This is a genomic window from Sphingomonas sp. TREG-RG-20F-R18-01 (genome assembly GCF_022662475.1).
Lineage (GTDB): Bacteria > Pseudomonadota > Alphaproteobacteria > Sphingomonadales > Sphingomonadaceae > Sphingomonas.
This window is the reverse complement of sequence record NZ_JAKNQQ010000004.1, coordinates 239708-258781: the sequence shown is the minus strand read 5'-3', so window position 1 is coordinate 258781 and position 19074 is coordinate 239708. Positions and strand designations below refer to the sequence as shown.

Annotated in this window: 15 protein-coding genes and 1 tRNA gene; 8 read left to right on the top strand and 8 right to left on the bottom strand. The window is 68.2% G+C overall.

Annotated features, from left to right (window positions below; genetic code table 11):
* The first annotated feature begins 2 nt into the window (after positions 1–2).
* From L8K25_RS13415 to L8K25_RS13405, 3 genes are all read left to right on the top strand, one after another.
* Positions 3–191: a hypothetical protein gene (locus L8K25_RS13415; protein WP_242139492.1), complete on the top strand. Its 189-nt coding sequence runs from the start codon at positions 3–5 to the stop codon at positions 189–191.
* A 663-nt stretch (positions 192–854) separates the two neighbouring features.
* On the top strand, positions 855–3686 hold the full coding sequence (locus L8K25_RS13410) for a pitrilysin family protein (RefSeq protein ID WP_242139491.1): 2832 nt from the start codon (positions 855–857) through the stop codon (positions 3684–3686).
* A gap of 288 nt (positions 3687–3974) precedes the next feature.
* Positions 3975–4925, top strand: coding sequence for a cell wall hydrolase (locus L8K25_RS13405; protein WP_242139490.1), 951 nt, complete (start codon positions 3975–3977; stop codon positions 4923–4925).
* Positions 4926–5021: 96 nt separating this feature from the next.
* On the opposite strand, the gene L8K25_RS13400 is transcribed toward L8K25_RS13405, so the two are convergent.
* The 3 genes from L8K25_RS13400 to L8K25_RS13390 all read right to left on the bottom strand — a co-directional run bounded on the left by L8K25_RS13400 (position 5022) and on the right by L8K25_RS13390 (position 7995).
* Positions 5022–6935 (bottom strand): S9 family peptidase, encoded by a 1914-nt coding sequence (locus L8K25_RS13400; RefSeq protein ID WP_242139489.1) that lies wholly within the window; start codon positions 6933–6935, stop codon positions 5022–5024.
* A gap of 90 nt (positions 6936–7025) precedes the next feature.
* The gene (locus L8K25_RS13395) at positions 7026–7439 is read right to left on the bottom strand and encodes a holin family protein (protein ID WP_242139488.1); all 414 of its coding nucleotides are present in this window, start codon (positions 7437–7439) and stop codon (positions 7026–7028) included.
* A gap of 16 nt (positions 7440–7455) precedes the next feature.
* Complete coding sequence (locus L8K25_RS13390) at positions 7456–7995, bottom strand: N-acetylmuramidase (protein ID WP_242139615.1); 540 nt, start codon at positions 7993–7995, stop codon at positions 7456–7458.
* Positions 7996–8133: 138 nt separating this feature from the next.
* Between L8K25_RS13390 and L8K25_RS13385 the strand changes: the two genes are divergently transcribed.
* Positions 8134–12060: a PAS domain S-box protein gene (locus tag L8K25_RS13385; RefSeq protein WP_242139487.1), complete on the top strand. Its 3927-nt coding sequence runs from the start codon at positions 8134–8136 to the stop codon at positions 12058–12060.
* A 4-nt stretch (positions 12061–12064) separates the two neighbouring features.
* Positions 12065–12787 carry a response regulator transcription factor gene (locus L8K25_RS13380; protein ID WP_242139486.1) on the top strand — a complete coding sequence of 241 codons (723 nt, stop codon included), beginning with the start codon at positions 12065–12067 and terminating at the stop codon, positions 12785–12787.
* Between the two features lie 228 nt (positions 12788–13015).
* On the opposite strand, the gene L8K25_RS13375 is transcribed toward L8K25_RS13380, so the two are convergent.
* Positions 13016–13642, bottom strand: coding sequence for a response regulator transcription factor (locus tag L8K25_RS13375; protein WP_242139485.1), 627 nt, complete (start codon positions 13640–13642; stop codon positions 13016–13018).
* A 133-nt stretch (positions 13643–13775) separates the two neighbouring features.
* Here L8K25_RS13375 and L8K25_RS13370 point away from each other — a divergent pair, with 133 nt between their 5' ends.
* Positions 13776–15218, top strand: a complete 1443-nt coding sequence (locus L8K25_RS13370) for a hypothetical protein (protein ID WP_242139484.1) — start codon at positions 13776–13778, stop codon at positions 15216–15218.
* Positions 15219–15229: 11 nt separating this feature from the next.
* Here L8K25_RS13370 and L8K25_RS13365 read toward each other — a convergent pair whose 3' ends face one another.
* The 4 genes from L8K25_RS13365 to L8K25_RS13350 form a co-directional block, all read right to left on the bottom strand.
* Entirely contained in the window at positions 15230–15619 is a 390-nt protein-coding gene (locus L8K25_RS13365) for a hypothetical protein (protein ID WP_242139483.1), read from the bottom strand.
* A gap of 161 nt (positions 15620–15780) precedes the next feature.
* Positions 15781–15857, bottom strand: a tRNA-Pro gene (locus L8K25_RS13360).
* Positions 15858–15900: 43 nt separating this feature from the next.
* Positions 15901–16623: a hypothetical protein gene (locus L8K25_RS13355; RefSeq protein WP_242139482.1), complete on the bottom strand. Its 723-nt coding sequence runs from the start codon at positions 16621–16623 to the stop codon at positions 15901–15903.
* A gap of 54 nt (positions 16624–16677) precedes the next feature.
* Positions 16678–16989 (bottom strand): antibiotic biosynthesis monooxygenase, encoded by a 312-nt coding sequence (locus tag L8K25_RS13350; RefSeq protein WP_242139481.1) that lies wholly within the window; start codon positions 16987–16989, stop codon positions 16678–16680.
* Between the two features lie 139 nt (positions 16990–17128).
* Between L8K25_RS13350 and yajC the strand changes: the two genes are divergently transcribed.
* Together yajC and secD are read left to right on the top strand one after the other, a co-directional pair.
* Positions 17129–17470, top strand: a complete 342-nt coding sequence (gene yajC / locus L8K25_RS13345) for a preprotein translocase subunit YajC (protein WP_242139480.1) — start codon at positions 17129–17131, stop codon at positions 17468–17470.
* 4 nt (positions 17471–17474) lie between these two features.
* Positions 17475–19061: a protein translocase subunit SecD gene (gene secD, locus L8K25_RS13340; RefSeq protein WP_242139479.1), complete on the top strand. Its 1587-nt coding sequence runs from the start codon at positions 17475–17477 to the stop codon at positions 19059–19061.
* Positions 19062–19074: the final 13 nt, after the last annotated feature.

Genomic DNA, 19074 nt, shown 5'->3' with positions numbered 1-19074 from the left:
TCATGGCTGAAATCAACGAAATCGAAGCGGCAGCCCGCGACCACAAGCGAGTCCGCGACGCCGCCGAGGCAGCCAAGGGCGCGGCCCGGGACAATTGGCCGCTCGTGCCGATCGCGATCGGCGTGGGAGTCGGCTCGGCCGCGCTGGCGGCGGTGCTGATGTACACCAACCGGGATCGCAGCAAGCCCTGATACGAGCGGTGGCGTAACGATCGCTTTTCAGTACACCGCTTCCCCGGCGAAGGCCGGGGCCCAGTAGGGAGACACGAGGTGTCAGGCGCTGTGCCCGTTACAAAAACCTCCGCTACTGGGCCCCGGCCTTCGCCGGGGAAGGGGTAGTACGGAGAAGGCGCTTAAGGCGCGGCCGTATCGCTGGATACCCTCCGTACGACTGATGCGCGCCATCCCCAGACAACAACGCGCATTGCCCCTTCCTTATCTTGCTTCCCCGGCGAAGGCCGGGGCCCAGTAGCGAGACATGAGGTGTCAGGCGCTGTGCCCGTTACAAAAACCTCCGCTACTGGGCCCCGGCCTTCGCCGGGGAAGGGGTCGTACGGAGAAGGCGCTAAAGGCGCAGCCGTATCGCTGGATACCCTCCCTACGATCGCTGCACGCCATCTCCAGGCAACAACGCCCATTGCCGCTTCCTTATCTTGCTTCCCCGGCGAAGGCCGGGGCCCAGGAGTGAGAAATGAGGTGTCAGGCGCTGTGCCCGTTACAAAAACCTCCGCTACTGGGCCCCGGCCTTCGCCGGGGAAGCGGGAGACGGAGACGCGACGCGCGCCCGCGCGATTGACACACGGCACCCCCCGGCAACACAGTGGCGCATCGATCTGCTCGCCGGAGTTTCCCCGTATGCGTCTGTCCCGTGCCGCCCTCCTGCTGGGCGCCGCCCTGCTGCCCGCGACGCTCGCGCAGGCGCAACCAACCGCCCCCGCCCCCGCCCCCGCGGTCAAGCCGATCGCCTTTACCGAACGCACGCTCGCCAACGGCCTGCGCGTCTATGCGATCCGCGACACCAGCACGCCCAACGTGTCGGTCCAGATGTGGTATGATGTCGGCTCGAAGGACGATCCCGCCGGCCGCTCGGGCTTTGCGCACATGTTCGAACATCTCATGTTCAAGGCGACGCGCAACCTCGTGTCCGAACAGATGGACCGGCTGACCGAGGACGTCGGCGGCAACAACAATGCGTCCACCAACGACGACTACACCGAATATCACGAGACGATCCCCGCCAACCATCTCCGCCGCCTGCTTTTCGCCGAAGCCGACCGCATGGCGAGCCTGGTCGTTGAGCCCAAGAGCTTCGCCTCCGAACGCGACGTGGTGAAGGAGGAACTCCGCCAGAACACCAACGCGCGCCCGTACGGCAAGCTGTTCTCGCTGTATTTCCCGGCGATCAGCTACACCCGCCACCCCTATGCGCGCGGGACGATCGGCAGCATCGACAATCTCGACAGCGCGCAGATCGACGACGTGCGCGCGTTCCATGCGACCTTCTACCGGCCCGACAATGCGGTGCTGGTCGTCTCGGGCAATTTCGACCCAGCGCAACTCAACCAGTGGGTCGACCAGTATTTCGCGAAGATCAAACGCCCAGCCCGCCCGATCCCGCGTGTCACCACGACCGAGCCACCGCGCACCCAAGCCATCAGCCGCACCGTCTATGAAGCCAACACCCCGCTTCCCGCGGTCCTGATCAGCTACCCGATCCCCGCCGATCGCGACCCCGACAGCGCCCCGCTCGCGGTGCTCAACACGATCCTGTCGCAGGGCGAGAGCTCGCGGCTGTACCAAAGCCTGGTCTATCGCGACCAGCTCGCCCAGTCGGCGCAGACCTACCTCGACGTCAAGCAGGGCCCGGGCAACCTGGCCGTCATCGCGATCATGGCGAGCGGCAAGGACGTCGCGACCGGCGAGGCGGCACTCCACCGCGAGATCGCACGGATGCGCGACACCGTGGCCAGCCCGGCCGAGCTCGCCAAGGCGAAGAACCAGATCGTCACCGCCGAACTGCTCGGCCGCGAGACTGCCGAGGGCAAGGGCCGCACGATCGCGCAGGCGACGATCATCGACGGCGACCCGCACGCCGCCGACCGGCAGCTCGCCGAGATCGGCCGCGTCACCGCCGCCGACGTGCAGCGGGTCGCGCGCAAGTATCTGCAGGACGATCGTTCCGCGACGATCCGCTATCTCCCCGCCGAAAGTGCCAACGGCAGCAAGGGCGACACGATCGCGGTCGCGTCGAGCGTGGTCGCGCAACAGCTCGTCACCCCGCCCGACGTCGAGATCGTCACGCCGGCCAGCGCCGCCGAGCGGATCGCGCCGCCCGCCGCCGGTCCGACCATCGCCGCTGCCACCCCCAGGCCGGTCGAATTCGCGCTGTCGAACGGGATGCGCATCGTCGTCGTCGAGAAGCACGACCTGCCGCTGCTGACCGCACTGCTCGTCGGGCGCGGGGGCGGCGCGAACGATCCCGCGCGGTTGCCTGGCGTCAACAGCCTCGCCGCCGACCTGCTGACCAAGGGCACCGCGACGCGCAGCGCGACCGACATCGCGCAGCAGATCGAGACGCTCGGCGGCGCGATTTCGAGCGATGCGAGCTGGGACGGCTCGACCATCGACATCACGGTCAAGGCGGACCAGGCCGCGCCCGCGCTCGATATCCTCGCCGACGTCGCGCGCAACCCGGCGTTCAAGCCCGACGAGATCGAACGCGCGCGCACGCAGGCGATCGACGGCGTGCAGGTCGCGATCAAGAACCCGAGCCAGCTCGCCGGGCTCGTCGCGTCGCGCACCGTGCTCGGCGACACCGCGTACGGGCATCCGCTGGAGGGGACGCCCGCGTCGCTCAAGGCGATTTCGGCAGGCGATCTCCGTAGCGCCTATACCGCGACCTGGGCGCCCGCGCAGACGACGCTGGTGATGGTCGGCGACGTCACCGTCGCGAAGGCGCGGCAACTCGCCGAGACCGCCTTCGCCAACTGGCGCGCAACCGCGACCGCCCCGGCGGCGGCGCCTGCGCCGGCCTATCCCAAGCCGCGCGTGGTGGTGGTAGACCTGCCGGGCGCCGGGCAAGCCGGGGTCGTCGTCGGGCGGCCGGGGCTGGCGCGCAACGATCCGCGTTTCTATCCGACTGCGGTCGCCAACACGATCCTCGGCGGCGGATTTTCGTCGCGGCTGAACCAGGAAATCCGCATCAAGCGCGGGCTCGCCTATGGTGCGGGCAGTTCGTTGCAGGCCGGCCGGCAGCCCGGCCTGATCGCGGGGCGGACCTCGACCAAGAACCCGTCGGCACCCGAGACGGTGTCGATCATCCTCGCCGAGATGAAGCGGCTCGGCGCGGAAGCGGTGACGCCCGCCGAGCTCGAGACGCGCAAGGCGGTGCTGGTCGGCAACTTCGGTCGCGCGACCGAGACGACCGGCGGGATCGCGGGCACGGTCGGCGGCTATGTCGTGCAGGGCGTGCCGCTGAGCGAGCTCGGTGCCTATGTGTCGAAGGTCGCGGCGGTCGACCCGGCGGCGGTGCAGGCGGCGGCGGGCGCGCTGCTCGATCCGGCGGCGGCGAGCATCGTCGTGGTGGGCGACGCGAAGGACTTCCTCGCTCCGCTGCGCAAGGCCTATCCGCAGGTCGAGGTGATCCCGGCGGGGTCGCTCAAGCTGGAGACCGCGGCACTGCGCTGAGGTCCGGCACTCGCGCTGCCACCCCGGGCTGGGCCCGGGGGGCACCGGGGGGCGGATCCGGCGGTGGTATGGCGATCGGAGCTCCGGCCACCCGTGCTCCTGCGCAGGCAGGAGCCCAGGAGTCGCGAACGCATCGGCCGGTGCTCTACGGAACCCTGGGTTCCTGCCTGCGCAGGAACGCGGCGGGGCATGTGGCTCCCGCTGCGAAGCAATCCACCCGCCGCGCGCCCCGGGCAGAACACCCGAACGTCAGCAACCTGGTAACCCAGTTGCGCTACCCGGGTTTCGATGCATTTCGCCTCCCCCCTGCGCCACGCCCGGCCGCGCACGCTCGCGGCCACCGCCTTGCTCCTCGCGCTCCTTCTGTGCGGGTATCCCGCCGTCCGCGCGATCGTCGACCAGGCGCGCAAGGCGGCGTTCTCCGACCCGGCGCCGAGCGGCTTCGACCGCGAGGATCATTTCCCCGGCGCCGCCTATTTTTACGCCGAGGACGGCGCGACACCCGCGAACACGGGCGCGACTGCGCTCCCCCTGCTCGCCCGTCTGCTCGGTCGGGACGCATCGGTCCACCCCGCCGCCCCGTTCTCCACCGCGCACGCCAGCGCGAGCGATCGCGGCCGTGCGGTGCAATGCCTCACCGCCGCGGTCTATTACGAAGCGGGTGGTGAGCCGGTCGCGGGGCAGCGTGCGGTCGCGCAGGTGATCCTCAACCGTGTCCGCCATCCCGCCTTTCCCGCGACCGTCTGCGGCGTCGTCTATCAGGGTTCGGCCGAGGCGCATTGCCAGTTCAGTTTCGCGTGCAACGGCGCGATGGCGCGCGGGATGCCCGATCAGGCGGCCTGGGCGCGCGCGCTGGGCGTGGCGGCGGCGGCGCTCGACGGGTTCGTTTCCCGCGATGTCGGTCTGGCGACGCATTATCATACGTTCGCGGTCACGCCCGACTGGAACCGCAGCCTGGTGATGACGGCCGTGATCGGGCGGCACTTCTTCCATCGCTGGCAGGGCTATTGGGGAACGCCCGCCGCGTTCCACCAGCCGTATCTGGGTGGCGAACCCGTGCCCGGACCGGTGCGCGCGTCGCTGCCGGTCGTTCCAGTTGCTCCGCCGCAACCGGCCGTCGCCCCGACGGTCGTGGTCCATCGCGCGACCGCCGTGACGACGCCGGAGCCGACGCCCGCCCTGCCCGACGCATCCGCAGTCCTGGATAGATGGAAGGATTCGGGCAAACCCCTGCAATAGCCGTCACCCCCGGCACCGGCCGGGGTCGTACGGCAACAGGCGCCCGCCGGACCGACCCGGCGGTCCCGGTCTACGCCGGGAGAGGCGGGCAGGCGCTTACTGCCCCGCCTTCAGATACCGGTCGAACCATGCCAGGGACCGCTTGCGCACATCGGCGGCATTGGCCGGCGCGCGGATGCCATGGCCTTCCTCGGGATAGATCACCAGCGACGTCGGCACGCCCTGGTCCTTCAATCCGTGCCAATATTCGATCGACTGGGTCGGCGGCACCTCGATGTCGCGCTCGCCGACGTAGATGAACGTCGGCGTCTTCGCGCGGCCGATGAAATTGACCGCAGAGACGTCCTCATACGCCTTGCGGTCCTGGTACAGCGTCTTGCCGAAGAACGGCAGCATCCACTGGTCGATCCCGTTGGTGCCATAATAGCTGACCCAGTTGGACAGCCCCGCCCCCGCGACGATCGCCTTGAAGCGGTTGGTCTGGGTGTTCGCCCACATCGCCATGAATCCGCCATAGCTCCCCCCGGTCAGGCCGAGCCGCGCGTCGTCGACCGGCGCGACCTTTTCCACCGCGTCGATCCCGGTGAGGATATCGCGCAGATCACCCCCGCCGAAATCGCGCTTGTTGGCGGCGGTGAACGCCTCGCCCTGGCCGTAGCTGCCGCGCGGATTGGGCAGGAACACGTAATAGCCCGCGGATAGCAGGTCGCCATACCCGCCGCCGAAGCCGGGCGTGTTCGCGGCGGACGGGCCGCCGTGGACGATCGTGATCATCGGTGCCTTCTTCGCCGGGTCCGCCCCGAGCGGCGCGAGCAGCCAGCCCTGCGCGGTGAAGCCCTCGTTCTTCCAGCTGATCGAGCGCGCGGTCATCGTCGCGGGGACCGCATCGTTATCGTGCGTGATCTGCACAGGCGCCGCCACCGGCCCGGCAAAGATCGCGGGTGCATGCGTAAAATCCTGCGCGACCGTCGCGACGGTCAACCCATTCGTGCTCCACGCGGCCTTGGCGTCCCCCGCGCTGAGGCTTGCGGGGCGCGACCAGCCGAAGCCGTCGCCCTGGCCGCTCGATGCGGTGAACAACCCGGCCTGGTCACCGCGGAGCGCCGTCCCTCGGATCACCCGGTCGGTCCAAACCAGCGACGTGACCGTCAGGTGCGCACGCGGGGTGATGTTCTGCGGCGTGCCGCCCGCGAACGGCACGGTCCAGACATCCCCGCCGACCGAGCCGAAATCGCTCATCAAGCCGCCGATATAGGCGACCGTCTTGCCGTCCGGCGACACGCGCGGGAAATTGAGCTGCGTCGTCGGCTTGGCGATCGTGCGCACCGCACCCGTCGTCGCATCGACCGCATCCAGCGTCGCGACCCACCAATTGTTGTCGCCATTGCCGGGCGCCGAGGTCACCACGAACCCCGCCCCGTCCGGCGTCCAGTCATATTCGTAGATATAGCGATCCGCCGGCGACACCGGCTTGACCGCGTCCGCCGCCACCGGCGCGCCCGCGAGGTCGAACACCGCGAGCCGCTGCTCGTCGCTCTTCTCGCCGATTTCGCCGATCTGGCGGACGCCCGCCTGCGCCGCGCCAGCCTCCTTGGCGGCCCCGATCGTCACCAGCAGCGCGATCCGCTTGCCGTCGGGAGCGAAGCGCGGAGTCTGCGCGATGCCCTTGATCGTCGCGACGGTGCGCGGCTTGCCGGCGTCGTCGACCGCGAGCGTCACCGTCCCCGCGCTCCGGTCGCGCGCGAGCCATGCGAGCGTGCCATCGGGCGCAAAGGTCAGCCCCGACAGCGCGCAGGCGCCGCGACACGGATCGAAGCTGCGCAGCACCTTGCCGCCGCGCACGCTGCGGATCGTGATCATCGGCTTTGCCGCCGGCCCGGTGCTGTCGACCGTCGCGACCCGGTCACCCTGCGCCGAAATCGCCAGGCTGCCATAGCCATGGATCGTCGGCGGTGCGGCGAGTGCGGGCATGGCGGTGGCGGCAAGCAACAAGGCGAAGATCGGGCGCATCGGGCAACTCCAGGCGTGATGGAGTTGGATAGCACACTGAAGTCGCGACGCAATCCGTCACCCCGGCGCGGGCCGGGGTGACGCGGCGGGTTACTTGTCCGTGCCGCGCGCCTTCCCCCAGGATCGCGCCGCCGTATAGCCGAGATACCCCGTCCCGAAGAGCGCGTAGAGCGGCTCGGGAATGCCGGCGAGATAGGCGTTCATCCCGGCCGCGATATCCTTGGCCATCTGCGGCTGCACCGCCGCGATCAGCCCCATCGGGATCGCCCACAGCAACAAGGCGTACATGACGTACAGGAAGCTCGGCCGCGCGCGGCTGGTCCAGGGATCGCTCGATTGCGCTTCGGCGAGGATTGCCGCCATCTGCGTCTTGACCTGATCGAGGTCCTGGCTGCCCTGCAACGCGAGCAGCTTGAGCTTGGCGTCGTCGCGCGCTTTCGGATCGGGAATGATCTTGTCGATGATCGCCGCGATCGGGCCGATGATACCGTCCAGCATAGCCATCTCCTTCTCCGTGTCGTTAACCGATGCGGTTTGCCAACCATCCGTATAGAAACGCCTCGTCGGCCGGACGCCGCTCCGCCAGCGTGACGTAGCGTTCGCCGCGCAGTGCCTCGATCGCCTTTGCCAGGACCGTTTCGCCCGCCGGTCCGCGATGGGCGAGATACCCGGTGAGCGCGGCGAGCGTCGCCGGGCCGATCCGTCCGTCGACCGCGTTGTCGGGATAGTCCCGCGCGCCGCGATTGAGCGCGTTGAGCGCGCGCTGGAGGAAGCCGATCGCGACCGCCAACCCCATGTTCACGCCGGTATCGAACAGGATCGCAGCCACGTCCGGCGCGCGCTCCGCGACCGCGTCGAGACGGGGGGCGGACCAATAGACCGTGCGGTAGATCGCCTGCGCGGTGGCCAGTGGCAGGTCGCGCATCGCGCCCCGATACCCTTGCGCCCGTGCCACGGCCGCGGTGATGCCGAAGCGCGTCTCGCCGCCTGCATCCGCGGGATCGTCCGAATAGCCGCCTTCGCGTTCGATCACGTCCTCGATCAGTTTCTCGATCATCAGCGCACCCTCCCGTCGCGACTCGATGTAACCTATATGGTTCGTGTAGGACAGCCCGGGTCATACGCCAACTGGGCCACGACAGCGCGCGGGGGATTTGCTATCAACGCCGCTTTAAACCATACCCTTCATCAAGGGACGATGACAGCTCCGCTTTCGCCAAATGCGCTGGAACAGCCGATGCCGTGGCCGGACAGGCTTGGCTGGGTAGCGGCGCGCTGCGCGATGGCCGTCGCGGTGTTCCTGCTCGCCTGGGTCGGCCTGAACCTGTCGCGCGCCGGCGGGACCGTCGCCGCGCTCTGGCTGCCGAATGCCTTGCTCGCCGCGGCGATCCTGCGCAGCGGATGGCACCGCTCGGCCGGATGGATCGTGGCGGCTCTGATCGGGTTCACCGCTGCCAATCTGGCATCGTTCGATCCGTCACGGTCGACGTTTGTCCTGCCGCTGGTCAACGTCGGGGAGGCCATGCTCGGCTGCTGGCTGCTGATGTCCCGACGCGGCCGGCCGGACATGCACAATCTCGGCGATGTCGTCTGGTTCGTGATCTACTGCGCGGTCCTCGCCCCGGCGACGTCCGGGCTGGCGGCGGCCGTGCGGTTCGCTCCCACCGGACCGTGGATCGACGGCTGGGCATGGCTCAGCTGGTTCTTCGCCGATGGTCTCGGCATGTTGATCACCGCCCCGGTCGCGATGATCGCGATCGATGCTTGGCCGCGCCGGCACGAGGTCGATCGCGCGCGGATCCCGGAGATCGTCGCCATCCTGCTGGGCTATGCCGCGCTGGCGTTCGTCGTGTTCGGTCAGACGCGCTATCCCCTGGCGTTTCTGAGCGTGCCGATGATGGTGGTGGTGGCCCTTCGCCTCGGCATCGTGGGGACGGCAGCGGCGATCCTGCTGGTTTCGATCATCGCGACGGCGGAGACGCTCCGCGGTTCCGGACCGATGTGGATGATCGAGGCGCCGTTCAGCGCGCGGATCCATGTCCTGCAGTTTCTGCTCGCTGCGGCGTTCGGCTGCGGCCTCCCATTCGCCTCGGTGCTCAGCGCGCGGGACCGCACCCGGGCCGAGCTGAAGCACGCCCGCGACTTTTCGGACACGCTGCTCGCGGCAATGCAGGAAGCGGTGTTCCGCACCGATGCCGACGGGCGCTGGATCTTCCTCAACCGCGCCTGGGAAAAGCTGACCGGCTATTCGGTCGAGGAAAGCCTCGGCTGGAGCACCGCGCGTCTGCTCCATCCGGAGGATCGGGTCCATGCCGTGACCCAATATCCCCGCATCGTGACCGGCGAGATCGAGGAAGCGACGCTGAAGCAACGCTTCTTCACCGCGACCGGCGAATGCCGCCACATCGAGGTGACGCTCCGCCGGCTCGCCGAACCCGACGGCAGCTTCGGGGGAACGATCGGCACGATCCGGGACATCACCGCTGCGGTCGCGACCCAGCGCGCGCTCGAGGACAGCGAGGCGCGTTTCCGGCGCCTTGCCGAAGCGTCGCCGGTCGGCATTTTCCGCGCCGCCCCCACCGGCGCACTGACCTACGTCAACAGCGCCTGGACCGACAAGGTCGGCATGACGGTCGAGGAATCGCTCGGTGATGGCTGGAAGGCGGCGCTGGTCGACCCCGAAGGCTATGTGCGGGAGACCAACGTCGATGCGTTCCATCCTGGCATGGTGCGGGTCCGCGACTTCGCCTTCTACGATCGCGACGGCGGCGAACTGTGGGTGCAGAGCGTCAACAGCGGCGAGTTCGACAGCGAGGGCAAGCTCACCGGTTTCATCGGGGCGATCATCGACATCACCGAACAACGCCGCGCGCGGATCGCGCTGGCGGAGAGCAAGCGGCTGTTCGAAACGCTGGCCGCGCTGTCGCCGGCGGGGATTTTCCGCACCAATGCGCAAGGCGAGATCACCTACGCCAATCGCGCCTGGCTGGACGTCGCGGGGCTTACCGCCGACGAGGCGTTCGGCTTTGGATGGGTTCCGGCGATCCATCCCGACGATCTCGCGCGGATCCGGGAGGAATGGCGTCAGACCGTGGTGCACGCGCGTGAGCTGCGCACCGAATTCCGCTTCTGCCGCCCCGATGGATCGATCCGCTGGGTCGAATCGATCACGACCAACGAATTCGACGACGAGGGGCGACAGGTCGGCCTGATCGGCGTCAACCTCGACATTACCGAGCGAAAGGCCACCGAATCGGTCCTGCGCGAACGCACCGAGCAGCTGAAGCTGCTCGCGGAAAATGCCACCGATGCGGTGTTCCGCATGACCATCGATGGCGTGTGCCGGTATGTGTCGCCGTCGGTCGTGGACGTGATCGGTCTCAAGCCCGAACAGCTCGTCGGGCGCAACCTGATGCGCGGTTTTCATCCCGACGACGTCGAAAAGGTGTTTGGGACGCACCGCGACCTGGGCGCCGGGATCACCGAGCAGCGGGTCGTCGCCTATCGCATCGAACGGATCGACCGGCCGGGGACATGGACCTGGCTCGAATCCAACAGCGGACTGGTGCGCGATCCCGTCACCGGGGAACCCAGCGAGATCATCTCGTCGGTCCGCGACATTACCGAGCGCAAGCGGCTCGAGGTCGAGCTCGATTCCGCCCGCCGCCACGCCGAGGTCGCGGCGCAGGCCAAGTCCAGTTTCCTCGCCAACATGAGCCACGAGATCCGCACCCCGATGAACGGCGTGCTCGGCTTCACCGAATTGCTGCTGGCGGACAAGCCGCGCGCGGACCAGCGGCAGAAGCTGCAGATGATCGCCGATTCCGGCAAGGCGATGATGCGGCTGCTCAACGACATTCTGGATCTGTCGAAGATCGAGGCTGGCCATGTGACGCTCGCGCATGACCGCGTCGACTGGCGCCATCTGGCGCGCAGCTGCGCGCGGCTGGTCATGCCGCTGACGACCACCGCGGGGCTCGCGCTGGACGTCGACGTCGCCGACGACGTGCCCGATGCGGTGCTGGGAGACGGGCTCCGGCTCCGGCAGATCGTCCTCAACCTGCTGGGCAACGCCGCCAAGTTCACCGAGCACGGATCGATCCGGCTGAGCGTCGCACGCGACGATGACATGATCGTCGTCGCGATCGCGGATACCGGGGTGGGCATCGCGGCGGACCGACAGGGCGCGATCTTCCACGAATTCGTCCAGGAGGATGCCAGCACGTCGCGGCGGCATGGCGGCACCGGGCTCGGCCTCGCCATCTCGAACCAGCTTGCGCAATTGATGGACGGATCGATCTCGCTGACCAGCCAGGTCGGCATCGGGACGACGGTGACGCTGCGCCTGCCGCTGATCGACGCCCCGGCGGCCATGCCGCCGGTGCTGCAACCCGGCCCGGCGTCGGTCCTCCCAGCGGTGCCCGGCGCGCGCGTGCTGGTCGCCGAGGACCACGACGTCAACCAGACGCTGATTAAGGCTATGCTAACCCGCCTCGGCTATCGTCCGGCGATTGCCCGATCCGGCGTGGAAGCGATCGCGATGGTCGATCGCGCGCGCGCCGCGGGCACACCCTTCGCGCTGATATTGATGGACATGCAAATGCCGGAACTCGACGGGATCGAAGCAACCAGACGAATCCGCGCCGATGGACTGTCCGCCGAAGCGCTGCCGATCGTCGCGCTGACCGCCAATGCCTATGCCAGCGACGTCGAAGCGTGCCTGGCGGCGGGGATGCAGGGCCATCTCGCCAAGCCCGTGCAGATGGCGGCGCTCGACGAGATCGTGCGGCGGTTTGCGGTCGGCACCCGTGCCCCCGCCATTGCCACGGCCCCCGCGACCAGTGCGGACGCGGACCTGCAGGCGCAATTCGACACGCGCGTGCAGAATCTGTTCACGCTGTACGACCAGACGATCGCGCTCGAAACCTGCGATGCCGGCGCGATCGATGCGCTGCGCCATGCGCTGCATCAGGTCGCGGGCACTGCCGCCTTTTTCGGCCAGGGCGAACTCGGGACGGTAGCCGGCAAGATCGACGACATGCTCGACATGCCCGCCGGGTCGGCGCGCGATGCGGCGCTGCAGTCGGGTCACGCACAGTTGCACCGCATAAAGTTGGCAGGATAGAAACATGGCGCGCATCGTAATCGTCGATGACGACGAACTGGTTTGCGCAATCGTCGCACGCACGCTGACGCCGCTTGGCCATGTCGTGCTGCCGGTCCGGGACGGCGAGGAGGCGCTGGACAGCCTGTGGGATACCGGGCCCGACCTCGTCATTCTCGACTGCGCCCTGCCCGGCAAGACCGGACTCGCCATCCTCGGCGAGATGCGCACGTCGGCGATGTTCCGCGACCTGCCCGTCCTGATCCTGACCGCGCGGCGGAGCGAATGGCACGTGAAGATGGCGCTGGAAGCCGGGGCGAATGCCTATGTCCGCAAACCCTTCGCGCCCGAGGAGCTGATCGAGAAGGTCACGGCGCTGCTCTCGCGCCCACACGCCACCGCCGAGGCCACCGTCGCGCCCGATACGTTGCTCGACTGTGCCCGGCTTGCCGACCTGCGCGGCGCGGTCGGGGACGCGGATGCGAACCGCCTGCTCGAAATGATGCTGCGCGACATCGGCGCACGGACCGAGGCGATCGCGGGCGCGCTGGGCGAAGGCAATTTCGTCCGCGCCGAGCGCGAGGCGCATGCGCTGCGTGGCGCCTGCAACGGTGTCGGCGCGCTCGACCTGGCGCTGGCCTGCCTGGCGATCGAGCGCGGCGAGTGCCGGACGAGCGGCGCGCTGGAGGGGCTGGCCATCCGCACGATGGCGGCGATCGAGGAAGCGCGCTCGCTCGCCGTTCGGTGACCCGGACGCCGGGTGTCGCCTAGGCCAGAGCGGCGTCCGCGGATGTCCGTCGGACACCGGCCTTCTTGCCGCGACGGCCAAACCCCGCCAACCGGCGCTCGTGCTGCCGACGCAGGAACGCAAGCGGACACGCGCGGACGTCTTGCACCCCCGGGGGAATGCTCCCCGGTCCGGCTCAAACGCTCGGCAGCCCGGTGGTCGACCGGACCAGCGCCGCCCCGGGCGGTGTCAGGCGGCTACGTCGAGCGCCTGCAACGCGAGGATCGCCTGGGTCCGGTTGGTGACCCCGAGCTTGCGGAAGATCTGCGCGAAATGGGTTTTCACGGTCGTTTCCGCGATGCCGAGTTCATAGGCGATCTGCTTGTTCTGGCTCCCATCCGCCGCGGCGCGCAGCACCCGGAACTGGGCGGGGGACAATTCGCCGATCCGCGACGGGGTCATGACGGCATCCGGTTCGGGCGTAGCCATTTCCGGCGGAAACGCGTTCCCGCCGGCCAGCAGCGTGCGGATCGATGCGACCATGCCGCTCATCGGCGCGCTCTTGGGAATATAGCCGCTTGCCCCCTCGCGCGCGGCCCGGCGCATCACCGCCGGCTCGTCGGTGCTGCTGACGATGGCGATGGTCGCGCGCGGCTGCAGCCGCCGCAACATCAACAGGCCAGCAAACCCCTGCACATCGGGAAGCATCAGGTCGAGCAGGACAAGATCAAACCGGCGCTGCTCGGCAGCCGCGACAGCTTCCGCAATCGTGCCGACTTGAACCACTTCTGCCCCGGGCGCGACCTGTTCGGTCGCCATGCCGAGCGCCGCGGCACACATCGGATGGTCGTCTGCGATCAATATAGCCTGAGTCAAAACGATACTCCCCCGGGTCTATCCCAATCATAGTCGAACTTCGCGCAGAGAAATGCAATCCATCTCAATTCTTGCGTGACGACCGACGGGGCGGTCATGCTACCGCCAAATGATGCGAAGAGCTACACTTCCGATGCAGGTCGCGGCCCTGCTGATGATCCTCGGCCTGACCGTTGAAATCGCGGCATTCTGGCCCGGAATCATGACCTGGGACGCGATCCGCCAATATGGCCAGGCGGTGACCGGCCGGTATGACGACTGGCATCCGCCGGCGATGAACTGGCTGTGGCGGCAACTGCGGTTTTTCGCCGCCGGCCCCGCGCCGATGCTGATCCTGCAGAGCCTGCTCTATTGGGGCGGCAGCCTGTTGCTGGTCCTCGCCACGATGCGGCGCGGACGGCGCGGCGCGGCCGCCACGATCCTCCTGCTGACGCTGTCCCCGATTGCGATCGTGCTGGTGGCGACGATCCTCAAGGACAGTCTGTTCGCGGGTGCCCTGCTGATGGCCGCCGGGTTGCTGGCGGTGTCGTCGGTCAATTCGGGGGTCGGCTCGGGGGTCGGTTCGGAACGCGGATCGGCGCCACGTGCGGAATTGGCCGCGCGATGGCTGCGGGTGGTTGCGGCGATGCTGCTGGTGGCGGCGGCGACCTTGCGGTTCAATGCGGTGCCGGCGTGCCTGCCGCTGCTGGTCGCGCTCGCCCCGGCGGCGTGGCGGCGGACACTGCCGCGGCTTGCCGCAACCTCCGTGCTCGCAGCGGTTCCGCTGGTGCTCGCGCTGCCGCTCGCCAATGCCGCGCTACGGGCGGAGCGCAGCGGCGTCGAACTCTCGCTGGTGATCTACGACCTGGGGGGCATCGGCCGGTTCAGCCATGCCGACGTGTTCCCGCCGACGGGTGCCCCGAATCCGGTGGCGATCAATCGCGACTGTTATTCGCCGATCTCGTGGGATCGCTATGCGTGGTGGGGCGAAGCGCCCTGCGCCATCGGATTCGCGACGTTGCGCGCGCCGCTGATGCAGGGGCATGGGCCCTATGGCTGGTGGGCCGCCGCCCTGGCGCAGCATCCTGTCGCTTATGGCCTGCACCGGCTGACGCACTTCGATCGCAACGTCCGGTTCTGGGTCCGCGATTCGGACCTGCCCGGCCTTTCGCTGGCGTCCGATCCGAATCGGTGGGGCTATACGGTCGAACCCAATGGCGTGCAGGCAACGATCGCGACGCTTGCCACGGCCAGCCTGGCGACGCCGCTGGGCTGGCCGGCGTGCTGGATCGCGCTCGCGTTCGGGCTGGTCGTGCTGCGGCCGTCGCTCGGCACCGGTGGCGACCGTACGACGGGGGCGCCGATGCTGGCCCCTGCCCTCGCCTGGTCCGCCCTGCTATATGCGCTCAGCTATCTGCCGCTCAGCGTAGCGTCGGAAGTGCGCTATCATTTCTGGACGATGGCAGCGACCGGGATCGCGGCAGCACTGTTGCTCGGTCAGCGCGAGACCTGGGCCGTGCCGCGCTGGCGGCGCGCCCTGGCGGTCGGGCCGGTCGCCGCGATCCTGCTGTGCAGCATCGCGGCGCGCATGGTCTAGGACGGCGAGCGTTACTTCTTGGCGGGTGCGGCGCTGCCCGCGGCCTGCTGGCTCTTGGCGATTCCCTGCATCATCTCCGCGGTGGAGATCTGCTTGGACTGCAGCCCGCGTGCGCAATTGGTCATCGTCTGCGCGATTTCCTTGCCGAGCGGCTCCTTGCCGACCGCCAGGATCGCGGTACGGAACTGCGTTGCCGACAGCCTGGCGTCGATCCGGCCGAGATAATAGGCCACCGAGATGATCGCGACCTGCTTCTTCTTGGGCTCGGTTTCCTTCTCGGCGAAGACGTTGCTGACCAGTAGGCAACGCACGTCGGCATCGGCGGTCGCCTGCGCGCGCGCGACGGCGGGCAGGAACGATAGGCCAAGGGCCAACGAAACAAGGGCAGTTTGGCGACGCAAGGGTATTCTCCGAACAAACACATGGAGCAAACGCCATGCGCGCCGGGCTGTAGCGCGGTTTGCGGCCGGGCGGCAATGGATGCTGACCCGTGCGGCACACGTCCTGGCGTTGCGCCGGACGGATCCGATGCAGTGGAGACTGCGCTGGGAGGGGAAATCTCTGGTCGGGGCGACAGGATTCGAACCTGCGACCCCCACACCCCCAGTGTGATGCGCTACCAGGCTGCGCTACGCCCCGACCGAGGGAGGCGCGTCTAGGCCGAGATTGCGGCGGATGCAAGTCACTTGAACTGCCCGAGCGGTAATAGTCGGTTGGCAAGCGCCTGGACCATGCGTGCATCGCCGGTCTTGAGCGGCGCCAGCAGCTGTGCGGCGCGGCGCTGGAGGATCCGGTCGAGCGCGGTCGGGGTCGATCCGTGCGCCGCGGTTTCGGCCAGGTTGGCGCCGACCGGGTCCTTCGGGTCGAGCGCGAGGCGCAGCAGCGCGGCCAGCCCGGGGAACAGCGCGCGCTGGCCGCCGAGCGCCACCGCGCGATCGAGCGCTTCCAGCCCGGAGGTCTTGCGCGCGCCCAGCGCCCCGCGCGCCACGATCCCGCCGAGCGACTTGACCGCGCTGATATGCCAAGCACCCAGCGCCGCCTGTGCTTCCGCATCGCGGGGGTTGTGGAGGGTGATCGCCTCGAACTGCCCCTTTGCCGACAATGCGTCGATCCGGCTGTTGGTCAGCTTGGCGCGGTAGCTGGTTGCCATCGCGCGGGTCAGTTGTGCCTCGGTGTCACCGGGCGAATGCGACAGGGTGGCGACGGCTGCCGCCTCGACATTGGCGATCTGCCGCAGCGCGGTCGGCTTGTCCTGCGCCACGAAGGCCGTCTGTGTCAGCGTCTCGCGGCTCGTCTCGGCGGGGGACAGCGCCGCGGGAAGCGGCGCCGCCGCGACGCAGGCGGCGATCGTCGACGCCGCCGCCAGACGCGCAACTTTCAGACGGGTAACAGACTGTCTTTTCATAGGCTTGACCATCATCCTTCGGCGACTATCGCTAGCCGATGATGGTCCAACGATCTACTCCCCGCTGAGGGTCCGCCAGAAGCTTCCGTCCCACGCCTTGACGCTCATCTCGCGCACGCCGAGATCGCGGATCGCGCGGCCGAACACCTTGCTGTGCTCTGCCGCGCCGTGCGCCGCGAGCGCTTCGGGCGAGGCCCAGCGTTCCGCAATGCGGATGATGTCGGGGTCCGCCACGTCGAAGGCGAAGCTGTAGAATTCGCAGCCGTCCTCTTCGTTGACCCGCGCGACGTGCGCGGCGAGCAGGTCGGTGATGCGGGCGGCATCGCCGGGGGCGGTCTTGACGTGACCGAGGACGAGGATCGTCATGTTCGTGTCTCCAAAAGTCATGATCCGTTGCACCGGCGCGCCTGAGATGATAGCGCGCGCCGCTTGTAGCGGGACGTCTTCGTCTCGCCATCCCGCATGTCCCTTGTGTGCAGGCGGGTCCGCTTTACCAAGGTAGCCCATGTTCGCCACCCCAGCATTTGCCCAGACCACAGGCGCCGCGACCGGCCCTGACGGCTTTCTTTCGCTGCTCGTCAACTTTGGCCCGCTGTTGCTGGTCTTCGTTGCCTTCTACTTCATGATCCTGCGCCCGCAGCAATTGCGCGCGCGCAACCAGGCGTCGGCGATCAACGCGGTCAAGAAGGGCGATTCGGTCGTCACCGCAGGCGGCATCGTCGGCAAGGTGACGAAGGTCGAGGATCGCTTCGTCGAGGTCGAGATCGCGCCGACCACGCGCGTCCGCGTCGTCAAGGCGACCCTCGCCGAAGTGACGCCGCTCGGCTCCAAGCCCGCGAACGACTGATCCGATGCTCGATTTCCCCCGCTGGAAGGTCATCTCGATCTTCGCTTTCCTCGCCGCGCTGATGGCGCTGGCGATCCCGAGCTTCCTGCCCGAGTCGGTCACCGACCGCTGGGGCGCGTTCCCGCATCCCCGGGTCAACAAGGGGCTCGATCTGGCGGGGGGCAGCTATCTGCTGCTCGAGGCGAACACCAACGAACTGGTCAAGAACCGGCTCGAGGCGATGCGCGAGCAGATCGTATCGCAGATGGCGGTCGGCCCCGCGATCCCGATCGGCGACATCGCGACCGACGGTGGCAAGCTGAGCTTCATGCTCCGCAACGTGACCCAGCTCGATGCGGCGCGCGAGCGGCTCAACAAGCTGACCGGCGGCGTCGGCTTCACCGGCCAGCGCGACTGGGACCTGCAGGTGGTCGATTCGTCGCGGATCGTGATGACCCCGACCGAGGCGGGCATCAACGCCGCGATCAAGGAAGCGATGGGGACCGCGACCGACGTCGTCCGCACCCGCATCGACAAGCTCGGCACCAAGGAACCGACGATCGTCGGCCAGGGCACCAGCCGCATCGTCGTCCAGGTCCCGGGTCTGAAGGACCCGCAGGCGCTGCGCGAGCTGATCGGCAAGACCGCCAAGCTCGAATTCAAGATGGTCGCGGACCAGCCCTATGTCCCGGGCGGGATCATCCCCGCGGGCACCCAGGCGCTGCCCTATCCCGAGGGTGGCCCCGGCGCGAAGATCCTGGTCAAGCGCCAGGCGATCATAACGGGCGACCAGCTGCTCAACGCCAAGCAGGCGTTCAAGCCCGAGGACAACAGCCCGATCGTCGATTTCAGCTTCAATGCCGACGGCGGTCGCAAGTTCGCGGAGATCACGCAGGCGAACACCGGCAAGCGCTTCGCGGTGATCGTCGATGACGCGGTCATCTCGGCCCCCCGGATCAACACCGCGATCCTCGGCGGCGCCGGCTATATCGAGGGGTCGTTCACGGTCGAATCGGCGAACAACCTCGCGATCGCACTCAGCTCGGGCAAGCTCCCGATCTCGCTCAAGATCGTCGAGGAGCGCACCGTCGGTCCCGACCTCGGGCAGGAATCGATCAACGCGGGCATCCGCGCCTCGGTCATCGCGGTGATCCTAGTGATCGTGTTCATGGTGGTCACCTACGGCCGCTTCGGTTTCTATGCCGACTATGCGGTGATCATCAACGTGGTGGTCATCATGGGCGTGCTGGCGGTCATCAACGGGACCCTGACGCTGCCGGGCATCGCCGGCTTCGTGCTGACGATCGGCACCGCGGTCGACGCGAACGTGCTGATCAACGAACGCATCCGCGAGGAACGTCGGCGGGGCCGCAGCGTGATCCAGTCGGTCGAGCTCGGCTACAAGGAAGCCAGCCGCACGATCTTCGAGGCGAACGCGACGCACGCGATTTCGGGCGTCATCATGCTGCTGCTCGGCTCGGGCCCGGTGAAGGGCTTCGCGGTCGTGCTGCTGATCGGTATCGCCACCTCGGTGTTCACCTCGGTGACGTTCACGCGGATGCTCGTGGTGTTGTGGATCCGCCGCAACCGCCCGACCGAAATCAACATTTGATCGGCCAGACACC